Origin of the sequence: Enterococcus sp. HMSC078F03, assembly GCF_001811595.1 — a bacterium.
Lineage (GTDB): Bacteria > Bacillota > Bacilli > Lactobacillales > Enterococcaceae > Enterococcus > Enterococcus faecalis.
The window spans coordinates 1-14,236 of the sequence record NZ_KV805529.1; the positions used below are offsets into that span (position 1 = coordinate 1).

A 14,236-nucleotide genomic window follows, 5' to 3' on the forward strand; every position below is an offset into this window, starting at 1 on the left:
GCAGTAGTACAAGCGAAAGTAGTACTCCAGGCACAACCAGCGAAACCAGTAATACAAGCGAAAGCAGCACCTCAAGTACGATAAGTGAGAGCGGTAGCACGAGTGAAAGCAGCACGCCAAGCACGTCAAGTGAGAGCGGTAGTACAAGGGAAAGCAGCACGCCAAGCACAACTAGCGAAACAAGTAGTACAAGGGAAAGCAGTGCTTCAATTACGCCAAGTGAACCAAGCAATACAAATGAAAGTAACACTTCAAGTACGACCAGCGCAACCAACAGTACAAGCGAGAGTAGCACCCCAAGCACTGTAAACGCAAACAGCCAAAACAAAGGCGAAAACTCTGTCATTTACGCGGAAGAGTCTAATCAAGATCCTAATGCCTCTCAAAGTAATTCAAAGACCTCTGCCAAGGCTAGTCAAACAAAGGAATCCGCAGCAGAAAACCAAGCAACTAAACAGATACAAACGAAACAAGATTCGTCAGGAACAGTCAAAAAAGCGGATAATACGACTAAAATTGCCAAGAAAAAATTCCCCAAAACAGGGGAACAATCTTCAGCAGTTGGGAGCTTCCTAGGTCTTAGCATGTTATCGTTAGCCATGGCAACCTATTGTTTTAAAGTGAAAAGATAACTCTTTAAAAACGGATAAGTAAACATCCTGAAACAAGAAATAGGACTTGTTTCAGGATGTTTTTATATAAAATTAAAAGAACTACAGTTTTTAGTGAAAAAATACACAAAAGTACTTGAATTTCTGTGATATAAGGGTAAAGTAAAGGAGGACAAAAAACAAAGGAAGTGAAATATTTGTATACACCAGATGAAATTTTAAGTATCAGTATTGAAAATGGTCAGAAAAAAATTCAAAAGCCTTTGGTAGCAAAACTCATTTTAGGATTTATCGGCGGTGCCATGATTTCCCTCGGCTATTTGGCTTATGTGCGTGTTTCCGCCTCTATTCCAGCAGATTTAGCCAGTGTTCAAGCTTTAGTGGGAGCTGCGGTTTTCCCAATTGGTCTAATTGTTATTTTAATGGCTGGTGGTGAGTTAATCACAGGAAATATGATGGCGGTGAGTACGGCTTGGTTTGCTAAAAAGGTTTCTTTCAGAGAATTAATCGTGAACTGGGTCACAATCACATTGGCAAATATAGTTGGTGCCCTATTTGTTGCCTATTTTTTTGGCCATTATTTAGGTTTAACCAGTAGCGGCGCCTATTTAAATCAGGTTCTTTCTCTTGCGGAACATAAAGTTGCAGCAACTTGGCTTCAGGCAATTATTTCAGGTATTGGCTGTAACTGGTTTGTAGGGCTGGCCTTATGGCTTTGTTATGGTGCGAAAGATGCAGCGGGGAAACTATTAGGCATCTGGTTTCCAGTAATGATTTTTGTTGCAATTGGCTTTCAGCATAGTGTGGCGAATGCATTCATCATTCCAGCCGCAATTTTTGAAGGCGGCGTTCAGTGGGGGGATTTTTTCCGTAATTTTATTTTTGTTTATTTAGGTAACATCATTGGTGGCGCTATTTTTGTTTCTGGCTTTTACTATTTAAGCTATCGCAAACATTAAATCCATTTAGCAGATAAAAACCTACACAAAGGCTAAATGCCTTTGTGTAGGTTTTTTCTTTTTAAACAAAAAGGAAAACGGTTGAAAAATTATTGCTAGATTTTTAAAACAATGTTACATTAATGTTACAAAAAGATTTCTGGAGGTAACGAAAAATGAAAAAAATTGTTTTGTTCAGTATGTTAACGTTCAGTGTATTGTCTTTAAGTTTAGCAGGATGTGGAAACAAAAAAACAGCAAGCACAAATGATTCTAAGCCAAAGCAAGAAACAAAGAAAGCCACGCAGAAATCCTCTAGCCAACAAGAAATGAAAAATAGTCATTCGTCTGTCACGGGTCAAAATTCTAATGTGGCAGGGGAAAATCCGTCAGAAAATGCCGCGCAGCCTTCTGCAGGAACTGATGAAACGAATGAAGTCCCTCAAAACCAAGCACCTGATACAAACATTACAATTACCAATGTTGTTTTCAATCCTGAAAGAAATGAAATTAATGGTACTACATTACCTAATGCAACCATTACAGCAACGGTAGTAGGTGATGCTTCTGCACAAGCAGGTGTTTTTTATGCGGATGCCAATGGCAATTTTACAGTAATTAGTCCCAGAGCGGGAGCGACTACTCAATTAATCGCAACCGTTGATCAACGGAATAGTGCACCTGTCCAAATTGACATTCCAAGTTCAGGACAAGAAGCAGCGCTTTCTTTTAGCAATATTACGATTGATCCGAAACAAGGGACAATTTCTGGTAAAACAGCACCTAATGCAACTATTTTAGTGTCACGTGCAGATGATGCGCGGGTGATTTTAGCAAGTTTTACTGCGGATGCCCAAGGGAATTTCACAGCCAGTAATTTAGTTCCCGGCACAAAAAATCGCTTAGATGTTACGTTAAATGGAGAAATAGGGACACCTTACTTGTTTGATTTACCAAATTAAAATAGAAGAGAAGTGATTAAAGCCACCAACGCTAACTAGCGTTGGTGGCTTTGATGGTTTAAGCTTCTTCTTTTTTATGATTGCGGATATGTAAATAGATGGTATTTTTTGAAATACCTAATCGATCGGCAATCTTTATGACAGAATCTTTGAGATTGAAAATTCCTTGATCATATAAACGAATAACAATTTCTTTATTTTGATTCAAATGTGATACATTTGGATCGCTTTCTACTGCTTGTTTTACTTTTGTCAGTGAAGTAGTGATTAATTCGTCAATATTGTCAGAAAAATGTTCAGAATTTTTAAGCTCTTGGGACATATCATTTTGTTGTCCTGAAGGTAATAAGTCTTGCAAGTAGTCAATTAATGGCATTTCTAAATGCATATTGATACAGATTAATCCAATAATACGATCATTTTCACCGATAACTGGAATGGTGGAAGATTTTAAAATAACCCCTTTTTGATTTTTATTGTAGTAGGGTTTCACAGCGTAATCATGTTCCGACTCTACTTGACTTAACATTTTTAACGCCATATCAGTAATGGGGGCACCTTCCTTGCGGTTACTGAAATGGCCATTGATGACTTTGATAGCTGAACTTTCCAAATTTTCTAAACTATGAAGAATGACTTCATGGGTACTACCAAAGAAGTTCCCTAATCCATCAAGCATTAAGGCATGTGAATGTAAGATTTGTTTATCTACTTCACTTAAACGTAAATATGACTCCAAGTGATATCCTCCCCTACACTGAAATTAATTTTAGTGTAATACTTTTTTAATGGAAAAGCAATAAGATTCTTTACGTTAAAAAAAATACATTGACTAAACTTTTGTTTAGTCGTATACTCTGAATGTGGAATGAAATTTTTATTACTCATTGTACTTTAGTTCATCAGAATGCTCGCTCATTCTTTCACTTGTTGAGCAATAAAAATTTTATTCAGGAGTACCATCCGTTATAAAAAAATATAGTTGGAGGCAAAGAAATGAAAACGTTATCAGGAATCTTGATGTTAGTCTTAGTTTTATGTGGCATGTCCCTATTCTCTTTTAAAGCACCGCGAGGGAAAAAATCTTTAAGTGCTTTGTCTGGTGCAGCTTGTGCCACCTTTCTACCAGAGGCATTTTTGCGGTATGCAGTAGGCGGCGTTTTTCATTTAGATTATGTGTCGCAAATTGGTGAAACTATGGGTAGTCTAGGTGGTTTAGCAGCTGGAGCTCTTGTGCCGCTGGCTTTCGGGATTAGTCCAGTTTTTTCAATTATTTTAGGTCTGTCATTGATTAAAGTCAGCTTGTTACCAGCTTTTATTACCGCGTATCTTTTATCTTTTGTTGTTGAGCAGATGCAAAAACGTATTCCAGAAGGGATTGACTTATTAGTCGTTATTTTAGTCATTCCAGTCGCTGCTTCGTTAGTTGCTGGTTTTATTCAACCCGTTGTATTAGGTGTCCTAGAAGTTATTGGGGGCACGATTTTAAGTGCAGTAGATGGCAATCCATATGTGATGGGCGCAATTTTAGGTGCTATTATCCCGATTGTTGGTATGACACCGTTAAGTTCAATGGTTTTAACTGCCTTGATTGGTTTGACTGGTGTACCAATGGCTGTCGGTGCGTTGACTTGTTACGGCAGTTCCATTGTCAATGCGGCGCTATTTAAAAAGTTAAAACTAGGCACAGCTTCAACCCCGTTAGCTGTAGCAATCGAGCCACTAACACAAGTCGATATCATCAGTTCCAATCCAATTCCTATTTACGCAACGAATTTATTTTCTGGAATGGTTAGTGGTATTGTAGTGACTTTCTTTGGCTTAAAAGTACCTGTGACAGGAATGGCAACGCCGTGGGCTGGTTTACTTGTGACATTAGGTAACAATGCCATTCAAACGACTTTACTAGCAGTAGCGATTATCACAGTGGTCAGTCTGATGTTTGGATTTTTAGGTGCGCTGGTCTTTAAACGTTACAGAATTGAAGCGGTGGATAATACACCAGAATTTGAAGGAACGACGGAAGTAACCAGTGAGAAAGAAAAAGAAGCAGTAAAAACCAAAGGAGGAGTTACGTATGAACACAGCTATGGCCATCAATAAACCTAAAAAAGTGAACAAAGTAATGAACTACAAAAGTTGTTTTGACATTATCGGTCCTATTATGATTGGTCCATCTAGTTCGCATACAGCTGGAGCATTAGCGATTGGCTTAGCGGCAAGAAAGTTATTCGGCGGAACGCCAGAAAAAATTGTGATTAAATACTATGAATCTTTTGCAGACACGCATAAAGGACATGGGACTGATTTTGCAATTATTGGTGGAATTCTTGGACTAGCAGCAGATGATGCCAACGTAACACAATCCATTGAACTTGCGGAAGAACAAGGAATCGAGATTCAATTTTTAGAAATGAGTGAAGAAAGTCCAGTGAAGCATGCTAATACAGCATGTGTAACACTCAGTGATGCAACGCACGAAATTCATTTAACAGGAATTTCTGTAGGTGGCGGCACTATCGAGGTGAAATACATTGAATTAGACGGTTTCAATGTCCAACTACATGGTCCTTTACCTATTTTGTTAGTCATTAATCAAGAAGAGCAGGCGATGCAAGCTTTTAAAGATACGTTACAAAAAAATAATATTCAAGTGAATGCTGTGTCTCGTTATGTGGAAGGGGATCAAATTTTATTCATCTTTGACTTAGATTCGGCACCAATTTCCTCGGTGAAAGAACAACTGTTTTCACTAGATGACACATCGAAAATAATCTTATTATGATAGGAGTTTGACATATGTACCTTTCGATTGAAGAATTTATCGATAAAGCTGAAAAAACAGGAAAAAAAATCTCTGATTTGATGATTGAGCAAGAAATGGAGCGTAGCCAAAAAAGCTATGAAGAAATTTGGACACAGATGGGTCAAAATTTGGATGTCATGGATGCAGCTGTTAAACGCTCGCAAGAAGGAGCAGGCGTTTTTTCTCCTACTGGGTTAACGGGCGGTGATGCGGCACGTTTAAAAAAATACCGCGCAGCTGGCAAAACGTTATCAGGTGATTTAATGATGTCTGCAGTTCAAGCCGCACTAGGTACTAATGAAGTCAATGCAGCAATGGGCGTTGTTTGCGCAACGCCAACTGCTGGTGCAAGTGGCACCTTACCAGGGGTTTTAACAGCGATTAAAAATACCTTGAATTTAACGCGTGATCAACAAATTCGTTTCTTGTTTACCAGTTCTTTATTTGGGATGGTCACAGCCAACAATGCGATGATTGCTGGTGCAGTTGGTGGATGTCAAGCCGAAGTAGGCAGTGCTTCAGCGATGGCCGCCGCCGCAGCTGTTGAAGCGGCTGGCGGAACACCACGCCAATCTTCTGAAGCTTTTGCTATGGCTTTAGGGAATCTATTAGGTTTAGTTTGTGACCCAGTGGCTGGGTTAGTCGAAATTCCTTGTGTCAAACGAAATACAGTAGGTGCAGGCAATGCGTTAATCGCTGCAGATATGGCTTTAGCTGGAATTGTAAATAAAATACCAGCAGATGAAGTAGTGGAAGCCATGAATAAAGTCGGCCGTCAATTACCACGAGAATTGAGAGAAACGGGTTTAGGTGGCTTAGCTGGCACAGCGACTGGCCAACGAATGAAGAATGAGATTTTTGAAAAAGTAAAATTCACCATTGTTTAAAATTTAATCATGAAGAGGGAAATAAGATGCTGGATATGAAAAAAATTCGCCAAAATGTAGAAGTGGTGCAGAAAAAGTTAAAAACACGTGGTGTGGACGAGGAAGTTTTATTACGCTTTTTGGCTTTAGATGAAGAGCGGAGAGCGTTACTTGTTAAAGTTGAAGAATTGAAAAAACACCGTAATCAGGTATCAGGAGAAATTGCACAATTAAAGCGTGCACAAAAAGATGCTTCACAACAATTGCTAAATATGCAAGAAGTTAGCGAGCAAATTAAAGTTTTAGACCAAGAAGTTGTTCATTTGCAAGAACAATGCACAGCCATTGCAGAACGTCTGCCTAACTTACCTCATGAGAGCGTGCCTGTTGGTGCAGACGAAGCCGCTAACGTAGAAGTTCGGCGGTGGAGTACGCCGAAAACTTTTTCATTTGAACCGAAACCACATTGGGAAATCGGTGAAGCCTTAGGAATTTTAGATTTTGAAAGAGGCGCGAAAGTATCTGGTAGCCGTTTTCTTTATTACAAAGGCTTAGGGGCTCGTTTAGAACGAGCGGTCTATAATTTTATGTTAGATCAACATGTTAATGAACATGGTTATACCGAGGTGATTCCTCCTTATTTGGTCAATAGCAAAGCAATGTTTGGCACCGGTCAGTTTCCTAAGTTCAAAGAAGATGTTTTCCAAGTTGCAGAAAGTGATTTGACGCTGATCCCCACAGCGGAAGTCCCATTAACTAACTACTATAATAATGAAATTTTAGAGGCGCAAGAGTTACCGATTTATTTTACTGCTTTAAGTCCTTCTTTTCGCTCGGAAGCGGGTAGCGCAGGCCGTGATACCCGAGGATTAATTCGTTTACACCAGTTCCATAAAGTAGAAATGGTTAAATTTAGTGATGCAGAACACTCCTATGAAGAATTAGAAAAAATGACCAACAATGCTGGAGACATTTTAGAAAAATTGGGCCTCCCTTATCGAGTGATTACTCTTTCGACAGGTGATATGGGCTTCTCGGCAGCGAAAACCTATGATTTAGAAGTTTGGATTCCGGCACAGAAAACGTATCGAGAAATTAGTTCTTGTTCAAACTGTGAAGACTTCCAAGCACGTCGGGCGTTGATTCGTTATCGTGATAAAACGGGTCAAGTTCAATATGCTCATACTCTTAATGGGTCAGGACTTGCTGTTGGTCGAACAGTGGCTGCCATTTTGGAAAATTATCAAAATGAAGATGGCACGGTAACGATTCCAGAAGTTCTACGTCCTTATATGGGCGGTTTAACGAAAATAGATTAAAAAAGAAGGTTGATGTCACAACATCAACCTTCTTTTTTATTTCGTTAAATCCGTTAACCAATGCCCAATTTCTTGAAAAACTGTTGCTTTTTCCGTTTCTAATAAAATTTCATGACGCAAAGTGGGAAATAGCCGTAACGTCACGTGCTGAAAACCTGCATGCTTTAATTGCTTTTGAATTTTCGCTGGTCCCTTGCTGAAATCACCAACTGGGTCTTCAGCGCCACTAATGATTAAAATAGGCAATTCTTTTGGGATCGCTTGGTACCAATTCCTTTGATTGGCTCGTTTAACAAGCGAAAAAAGGGTAGCAAAACCATTGTTGGTAAATACGAAGCCCATTAATGGGTCATTTTCATAGTCAGCCACATTGGCTTGATTTTTAGAGAGCCAATTAAAGGAACTTGCTTCAGGAAATTTTTTGCTAAAAGAACCAAATGCCAGCTTATCAATGAACGGAGCTGGTTTTTTCGGCTGTTTCTCGGCCATTTTTTTAATAAAAGGCAATGCGGCGGTTAAAGGTAACGGACTTGTTCCAGTGCCCATGAAAATGACTCCTTGCATAGTCACAGGATAGTCTTGCAGGTAGTTGCGCAAGGCGAAAGACCCCATGCTGTGACCCATCATAAAATAGGGCAATTGTGGATAGTGATTCATAGCCCATTGTTTCACTTGATGAATATCTGTAACGACATTTTCAGGCCCTTGTTCTCCAAAAAAACCATAGATCGGTGAGCTTGGTTGTACAGATTCGCCATGACCTAGATGATCATGCCCAATTACGGCAAACCCCAATTGATTTAAAAAACGAGCAAATTCATCATAACGTTGGATATGCTCTGCCATGCCGTGAATCAATTGAACTACGGCTTTGGGTGAAGGACAGGGCCAATGACGTACATTGAGCTGAGTTTGTTGATCGTTTGAAGTGAGTATGAATTGTTCAGTCATAAGAAACCCTTTCTTTGCTTTTTGATTATTATACAAAAAAAAGACGGTGTTCAAAAGAAAAACTCATTATTTTATTAGAATAAAATTACATTACAGCTTTTATTCTTTAATAACTAAATGCAAAGGTTGACCAAAAAATAACTTTATATACAAGCTTTTGGACAAGCAATGTTTTTTAACATTAAAACAATTGACATTGTTTTCTAATTATAATATATTTGTTTTATAATTTAGGAAGGAGTGATAAAATGAAAAAGATTAACGAAACGGTTGCAAGAGAAGTTAAAGCTGGTTTTCATTGGCATTGTTGGTTGTGTAATGCAGGTGGTGGAAGTAAAGCAGGTTACTTAAGACATGTGCAAGTATATAACCATATTTTTGTTTCATATTGGAGATAAAATGTTGTCTTTTCAAAAGAATACAGTTTTAGTCAACAAAAATTGTATTCTTTTGAAGTTGCACAGATAATATGAGGATTGTACGAATGAAAAATATGAAGGTATTATACAATATCTTAGCTTTGTTAGTTATTACAGGATGTGCTACACCTGAGTCTCTAGTGCATAAGCAAGATGATGACTCGGCTATCGATGTGGTTGAAACGTATTCAGAAGCAGAACAAATAGCCTTTCCCTATTATTATGTTCAGTTAGTTGAAGTGAGTAGATTAAAAAAGGAAGCTAACAATAGTATAAAATTAACACTTAATTTATTGAATGATGGAGTTCCTCAGAATACACAGATAAAAGATATATTTTCAGTTAAGGCTTTACAAGGTGAAGTTAATTTGAAAAATTTATCCACTAAAATTGAGGGAGATAAATTTTTAAAAACGAGCACAGTAGTTGTTGAATTTCTGTTAGTATCTGATGAAGAAGTAATATTTGAATTTACTTCCACATACAAAGAACAAATAAAAAAACATTATAGCGTATTTTTAGAATGAATTGCAGGTTAGATAATGAATATTAAGTTGATAGATGTAAAAGTACTGACTCAAAAAAATTTTTTTCTTTATCAAATTGATTTTGTTGAATTCTCTAGCAAAGAAGTCTCTTTTATTATAGGAAAAAGCGGCGTAGGTAAATCAACGCTTTTAAACATACTCGCAGGTGAACATCCGTATTTTACGGGAGAATTTGTTCTAGATGAAAAAAAAGTCTGTTTAGATACGAGGAAAAAATTGATATCGTATAGGCGGAGCATAGGTTATGTTCACCAAGATTTTCAACTAATTGAATGGTTAAGTGCGTATGAAAATATTGCTTATCCCTTAAAAATCAAAAAAATTCCTAGTCAGATTATCAAAAAACAGGTCGAGAAACTAGCTGTGGAATTAAAAATTACAGAGTTACTACACACGAGAATCTCTCTTCTTTCAGGAGGAGAGAAACAACGGGTTGCTATTGCTAGGGCAATTATAAAAAATCCTGAACTTATTTTGGCAGATGAACCTACAGGAAATTTAGATCCAGATACATCAAAAAAAATAATGAATATTTTATACCGTGTAAGTAATAAGTATAATATCCCTCTAATCGTGGTTACACATGACTATGATCAGATTCCATCAATAAAGAAGAAGATTTACGAAATAACAGAAAAAAAATTGAATGAAGTTATAGAGGTGGAGAATTGACTATAAATAGGTCTAATTACTTATTAAAAATAAAATCAATCAGTAAATATTTCTATTTTTCAATGTTTATTAACTTATGGATTACTGTGTTTGTCCGATTATATTTTTATGTCTATTTATTTAAAAAGAGCCAAGAAAAGGATGCTCAAAACATCTCTCCAATTTTCCATTTGTTTAATAATGATACTTCAGAAGAATTAATTTTCTTGTTAGCAATGCTGGAAGTGAGTTTGTTAGTATTAATAATTGCATTATTTTTATTTTTTATTTTTTACATTGTTATGCAATTAAAGAGACGATTCTTGTTGTCACAACAAGAACTACAGATAAAAACATCCCTTGGATGTAGTCCGCTACAATTGACTAAAGAGTTTTGTTTAAAATTATTAACAGGTACATGGATAGGAAGTGGTATAGGGATATCTATAACAAGTATTTCATATTTCTATCTGTATGACTTTTTAATCGATACTCGTGCTCAAGTTTTTTTAATTACTCCTTTCAATTTTTTCTTATTTTATGATTTGAAACTATTTTTAGGGGTACTTATTTTTTGTGGAATTCAATTTATTTTTGTATATCAAAAAGTAATATCTAAATATTTCAAAATAGGGGGAAGATATGTTTAAAAGGATAAGACAAACAGAAATAAAGGATTGTGGACCAGCTTGTTTAGCAACCATCGTAAACCTTTCTGGTGGGAAGTTATCTCTGGTGACAGCTAAAGAATTAACAAAAACAAGTGAATCTGGGACTACGATTCAAGGAATACTGGATGGATCAAGGAAATTAAACTTAAATCCTGAAGGGCTTGAAGGTAATTGGGCTGAATTAATTGAAGGTATACAAAATAATGAAATACATCTGCCTTTTATAGCACATATCATTACAAAATCAGGTTTAGCTCATTTTGTAGTAGTGGAAGCTATAAATAAAAAGCATATCAAAATCTTTGACCCAGCTCTGGGGATTTTAAAACAAGAATTAAAAGATTTTCAATCTACTTGGACAGGAAGAATAGTGAACTTTGATATAGATAAAATAAAAAATTCTGTTCCTAAGATGAAAAATCACAATTTTTATTATGAGAGCTTAAAGCAAGAAAAAGGAACCTTGAGCATTGTTTTATTTTTTTCAATCATAATGGCATTAATTTCTTTTATAGGAAGCTTCTCTTACCAAAAATTTATAGATACTTTTATATTACAGACAGAAAAAAGCGTGCAGAAAATACATACATATAACTTTTTTGAAAAAATCTATCTAAATATACTTGATAATTTTAATTATTTATTTATGGCTATCATTTTGTTATATCTATTTCAATGGATTTTAGGAATAGTACGTACGTTGTTTATAGCTAAAATGTCAAAGCGTATGAATGATAGCTTGTTCTCAGTTTTTTTGAATAAGCTTATAAATATGGAGATAGTTAACTTAAAAAGTAAAAACAGTGGAGAAGTGCTGACAAGATATAATATAGCTACACAAGTACAATCAATATTGACTAGACTAGTACTATCGCTGTTTTTGGAATTTTTTATAGCATTAGCAGGTGGAGCTATCTTATTTGTTATAAGTAAGGAACTTTTTAGTATTACCTTAGGAATATTTTTTAGTTATTTATTAATTACTATATTGTTTATTAAGCCTTTAAATAAAGTTAATACTAAAATTATAGACATAAATTCAAGAACAATTACTTCATTAAATGAGATTTTAAATGGATATGAGACAGTTAAAGTTTTTCAATTAGAAAATTTTTTTACTAGAAAATTTTTAAAAAATGCAAAAAAACTGACTTCTCAAGAAAAAATTAGTGTAATTTATCAGAACGTACAATCTAGTATCATTATTTTGATCGAATCAGTAGGCACACTTTGTGTATTATGGCAAGGGGGGATATTAGTAATTAATGGAGGTATAAGTATTGGGCTACTAATAGCCTATATATCACTGATAACTTATTTTACTTCACCAGTAAAAAACATCATTGAATATCAAAAAGAGATACAAAACGTAGTTGTTATGGTTAGAAAGTTAAATGATATCATTCATGTGACAAAAGAAGAAACTGAATCTATCGCAAAACAAATAGACTTCAATAATTCAAAAAAATTATCTGTAAAGAAACTTCGATTTTCTTACGGAGCTACTTCTTATGTTTTGAAAGATTTTTCAGAAGAATTTTATTTTGGAAAAACATATGGTATCTACGGTAAAAATGGCAGTGGCAAAAGCACTTTAAGTAATATCTTAGCATCACTTTATAAACCAGACCAAGGACATATATACCTTGGTAACAACGATATTTTCAATAATATAAGTTCCTATAGAAAAGACGTTATCCAGATAACGAGCAGACCGTTTATAATGGCTGGAACAGTAAAAGAAAATCTGTTCTTAGAAGCTGATTCATTTGATGATGAATATATTTATGATATTTTAAAAAATATAGGATTGGAAGAAGTAATAAATTCCTTTCCTTTAGGATTAGATACAGTAATAGCAGAGGGTGGAATTAATTTATCAAGTGGACAAAAACAAAAAATAAATTTGGCTAGAGCATTGTTAAGGAAGCCAAAAATACTTATTTTAGATGAGGCCATGAGTAATTTGGATCAGAGCAGTAAAAGGAAAATATTAGAATATATCAGAGATACATTACCAAAGAGCTTAAGGATATATATAGCTCATGACGAAAAATCTTTAGATTTTGTGGATGAGAAAATTATATTGAATTGAACTGTTTAATTTTATGTAAATAGTTATCTGATAATTAGTAGTAAGAGATTCAATGAAATAATTGTATCTCCAGAGGAAAGTATCCTCTGGAGATTTTTATCTTTAATAAAAATAGCAATGATGTCAAAAAATAGTCGATTTCACTAAGTGACGAATTATGGGTGGTACAAATACTGCTGGAAATAGTTGTTAACTTCAAGGGCATCTTCTTTATTTTTTGAAAGAATTAAGATAGTATCATCCCCAGCGATGCAGCCCAAGATATGAGGGTTGTGGATACGTATGCGATCAATTAAAACCCCGATGGCTTGCCCGTTGCCAGGTAAGACGGTTAAAAGATTTGTGAACTCTATTTGTGTTAAAGAAACACCAGTTTCAATAATAATGTCAACAAGACGTTCTTCATCTGTTTTATATTTTGGACGAAGGGCAGAATTATTCAAGATACGATAATAGGCTTCTCCTTGACCATTGTCTACTTTGTTTAAATTCAGCTCACGAATGTCACGAGAAATAGTTGCTTGTGTGGTGTGAATATTTTCTTTTTCCAATAATGCTAGTAATTCACTTTGTGTATGGATTTCATTTTCTGTGACCAATCGCTTAATCATCGTTTGGCGTTTTAATCGGTTCATTACTTTCCTCCAGTTCAGTTAATCATGCAAAAAAAACATCATTGCTGTTATTTAAAACGGTGCCAGTAATTCCCTAAAATCACTGTACAACGTTTTACTAAATTGTGCAAGTCTCACTTTTTTAAATGCGAAATATCCGACAAAGTCAATGAGAACCTTTTAGCTAAACGACCCTTTTTCTATTCTAATTAGAGAGATTCTGCTAGTATTGCTTTGTAAATGTCTGGAGGAAGGGTGTTATTTGTGAATAAGCAAACACGCCAAAGTTTGATTAAAAAAATCATTCAAACAACTGTAATTCATAGTCAAAATGAGTTGTTAAGAGAATTAAAAAAGCGCGAGATAAATGTCGCACAAGCAACGATTTCACGGGATTTATGGGAATTAAAAGTCGTCAAAGCATTAGATGAGTCTGGCGAGATGCGGTTAACGATTTTTGAACAATTCACTTCTTTAGAAGAACGAAAAAAAGAACAGTTGATACAAGCAATTCGTGAGGTAGTGACCAAAGTTGAACGTGTCGCCTTTTTACTAGTGGTTCATACATTACCAGACAACGCAACATTGTTTTCAGCTGTACTTGATGAAGTGTCTTTGTGTGAAAAGAAATGTTCTGTCGCTGGCTTCGACACTGTTATTATTGTTTCATCATCCGAGGAAAAAGCACAAGAACTAGAGCAGTATTTTCAACAATTTATTCAGCCAACACCTTTGTCAAAAAGTAACGCATAAAAGGAAGGGAACCAGAAGTCGTTTTGACTGCT

16 protein-coding genes are annotated in these 14,236 nt (G+C 35.5%); 13 read left to right on the forward strand and 3 right to left on the reverse strand.

Annotation, left to right across the window (positions count from 1 at the left end; translation table 11 throughout):
- From HMPREF2810_RS15085 to HMPREF2810_RS00290, 3 genes are all read left to right on the forward strand, one after another.
- Window positions 1-632, forward strand: a 632-nt coding sequence (locus tag HMPREF2810_RS15085) for an LPXTG cell wall anchor domain-containing protein (RefSeq protein ID WP_002416575.1), incomplete at its 5' end; no start/stop codon positions are given.
- 176 nt (window positions 633-808) lie between these two features.
- On the forward strand, window positions 809-1,570 hold the full coding sequence (locus tag HMPREF2810_RS00285; RefSeq protein WP_010714980.1) for a formate/nitrite transporter family protein: 762 nt from the start codon (window positions 809-811) through the stop codon (window positions 1,568-1,570).
- A gap of 155 nt (window positions 1,571-1,725) precedes the next feature.
- Complete coding sequence (locus HMPREF2810_RS00290) at window positions 1,726-2,511, forward strand: hypothetical protein (RefSeq protein WP_002416129.1); 786 nt, start codon at window positions 1,726-1,728, stop codon at window positions 2,509-2,511.
- Window positions 2,512-2,569: 58 nt separating this feature from the next.
- Here HMPREF2810_RS00290 and HMPREF2810_RS00295 read toward each other — a convergent pair whose 3' ends face one another.
- Complete coding sequence (locus HMPREF2810_RS00295; RefSeq protein ID WP_002383467.1) at window positions 2,570-3,190, reverse strand: helix-turn-helix transcriptional regulator; 621 nt, start codon at window positions 3,188-3,190, stop codon at window positions 2,570-2,572.
- A 317-nt stretch (window positions 3,191-3,507) separates the two neighbouring features.
- On the opposite strand from HMPREF2810_RS00295, the gene HMPREF2810_RS00300 reads away from it, so the two are divergent.
- Genes HMPREF2810_RS00300 through serS form a run of 4 tightly spaced genes read left to right on the forward strand, consistent with a single transcriptional unit; the run spans window position 3,508 to window position 7,502 of the window.
- Window positions 3,508-4,614 carry a PTS sugar transporter subunit IIC gene (locus HMPREF2810_RS00300; protein ID WP_002383466.1) on the forward strand — a complete coding sequence of 369 codons (1,107 nt, stop codon included), beginning with the start codon at window positions 3,508-3,510 and terminating at the stop codon, window positions 4,612-4,614.
- Entirely contained in the window at window positions 4,601-5,296 is a 696-nt protein-coding gene (gene sdaAB / locus HMPREF2810_RS00305) for an L-serine ammonia-lyase, iron-sulfur-dependent subunit beta (protein WP_002392236.1), read from the forward strand. The genes HMPREF2810_RS00300 and sdaAB overlap by 14 nt, the downstream gene beginning before the upstream one ends.
- A 14-nt stretch (window positions 5,297-5,310) precedes the next feature.
- On the forward strand, window positions 5,311-6,204 hold the full coding sequence (sdaAA, locus tag HMPREF2810_RS00310; protein WP_002356122.1) for an L-serine ammonia-lyase, iron-sulfur-dependent, subunit alpha: 894 nt from the start codon (window positions 5,311-5,313) through the stop codon (window positions 6,202-6,204).
- Between the two features lie 26 nt (window positions 6,205-6,230).
- The gene (gene serS / locus HMPREF2810_RS00315) at window positions 6,231-7,502 is read left to right on the forward strand and encodes a serine--tRNA ligase (RefSeq protein ID WP_002383464.1); all 1,272 of its coding nucleotides are present in this window, start codon (window positions 6,231-6,233) and stop codon (window positions 7,500-7,502) included.
- 36 nt (window positions 7,503-7,538) lie between these two features.
- On the opposite strand, the gene HMPREF2810_RS00320 is transcribed toward serS, so the two are convergent.
- Window positions 7,539-8,489 (reverse strand): alpha/beta hydrolase, encoded by a 951-nt coding sequence (locus tag HMPREF2810_RS00320; protein ID WP_002383462.1) that lies wholly within the window; start codon window positions 8,487-8,489, stop codon window positions 7,539-7,541.
- Window positions 8,490-8,701: 212 nt separating this feature from the next.
- On the opposite strand from HMPREF2810_RS00320, the gene HMPREF2810_RS15850 reads away from it, so the two are divergent.
- The 5 genes from HMPREF2810_RS15850 to HMPREF2810_RS00340 all read left to right on the forward strand — a co-directional run bounded on the left by HMPREF2810_RS15850 (window position 8,702) and on the right by HMPREF2810_RS00340 (window position 12,837).
- Window positions 8,702-8,851, forward strand: a complete 150-nt coding sequence (locus HMPREF2810_RS15850) for a hypothetical protein (RefSeq protein WP_002367605.1) — start codon at window positions 8,702-8,704, stop codon at window positions 8,849-8,851.
- An 86-nt stretch (window positions 8,852-8,937) separates the two neighbouring features.
- A complete protein-coding gene (locus HMPREF2810_RS00325) occupies window positions 8,938-9,399 on the forward strand; it encodes a hypothetical protein (RefSeq protein WP_002383461.1) in 462 nt (153 codons plus the stop codon).
- Window positions 9,400-9,414: 15 nt separating this feature from the next.
- A complete protein-coding gene (locus tag HMPREF2810_RS00330; protein ID WP_002383460.1) occupies window positions 9,415-10,092 on the forward strand; it encodes an ABC transporter ATP-binding protein in 678 nt (225 codons plus the stop codon).
- Entirely contained in the window at window positions 10,089-10,721 is a 633-nt protein-coding gene (locus tag HMPREF2810_RS00335; protein WP_010714982.1) for a hypothetical protein, read from the forward strand. Before HMPREF2810_RS00330 ends, HMPREF2810_RS00335 begins: the two co-directional genes overlap by 4 nt.
- A complete protein-coding gene (locus HMPREF2810_RS00340; protein WP_002416131.1) occupies window positions 10,714-12,837 on the forward strand; it encodes a peptidase domain-containing ABC transporter in 2,124 nt (707 codons plus the stop codon). Before HMPREF2810_RS00335 ends, HMPREF2810_RS00340 begins: the two co-directional genes overlap by 8 nt.
- Before the next feature lie 155 nt (window positions 12,838-12,992).
- On the opposite strand, the gene HMPREF2810_RS00345 is transcribed toward HMPREF2810_RS00340, so the two are convergent.
- Window positions 12,993-13,472, reverse strand: a complete 480-nt coding sequence (locus HMPREF2810_RS00345; RefSeq protein WP_002356125.1) for an arginine repressor — start codon at window positions 13,470-13,472, stop codon at window positions 12,993-12,995.
- Window positions 13,473-13,691: 219 nt separating this feature from the next.
- On the opposite strand from HMPREF2810_RS00345, the gene HMPREF2810_RS00350 reads away from it, so the two are divergent.
- Window positions 13,692-14,204, forward strand: coding sequence for an arginine repressor (locus HMPREF2810_RS00350; RefSeq protein ID WP_002383454.1), 513 nt, complete (start codon window positions 13,692-13,694; stop codon window positions 14,202-14,204).
- Window positions 14,205-14,236: the final 32 nt, after the last annotated feature.

Coding starts and splice junctions, on each gene's coding strand:
- HMPREF2810_RS00290 (WP_002416129.1), top strand. CDS start 1,726: ATGAAAAAAATTGTTTTGTTCAGTATGTTAACGTTCAGTGTATTGTCT.
- HMPREF2810_RS00295 (WP_002383467.1), bottom strand. CDS start 3,190: ATGCTTGATGGATTAGGGAACTTCTTTGGTAGTACCCATGAAGTCATT.
- HMPREF2810_RS00300 (WP_002383466.1), top strand. CDS start 3,508: ATGAAAACGTTATCAGGAATCTTGATGTTAGTCTTAGTTTTATGTGGC.
- sdaAB (WP_002392236.1), top strand. CDS start 4,601: ATGGCCATCAATAAACCTAAAAAAGTGAACAAAGTAATGAACTACAAA.
- sdaAA (WP_002356122.1), top strand. CDS start 5,311: ATGTACCTTTCGATTGAAGAATTTATCGATAAAGCTGAAAAAACAGGA.
- serS (WP_002383464.1), top strand. CDS start 6,231: ATGCTGGATATGAAAAAAATTCGCCAAAATGTAGAAGTGGTGCAGAAA.
- HMPREF2810_RS15850 (WP_002367605.1), top strand. CDS start 8,702: ATGAAAAAGATTAACGAAACGGTTGCAAGAGAAGTTAAAGCTGGTTTT.
- HMPREF2810_RS00325 (WP_002383461.1), top strand. CDS start 8,938: ATGAAAAATATGAAGGTATTATACAATATCTTAGCTTTGTTAGTTATT.
- HMPREF2810_RS00330 (WP_002383460.1), top strand. CDS start 9,415: ATGAATATTAAGTTGATAGATGTAAAAGTACTGACTCAAAAAAATTTT.
- HMPREF2810_RS00340 (WP_002416131.1), top strand. CDS start 10,714: ATGTTTAAAAGGATAAGACAAACAGAAATAAAGGATTGTGGACCAGCT.
- HMPREF2810_RS00345 (WP_002356125.1), bottom strand. CDS start 13,472: ATGAACCGATTAAAACGCCAAACGATGATTAAGCGATTGGTCACAGAA.
- HMPREF2810_RS00350 (WP_002383454.1), top strand. CDS start 13,692: ATGTCTGGAGGAAGGGTGTTATTTGTGAATAAGCAAACACGCCAAAGT.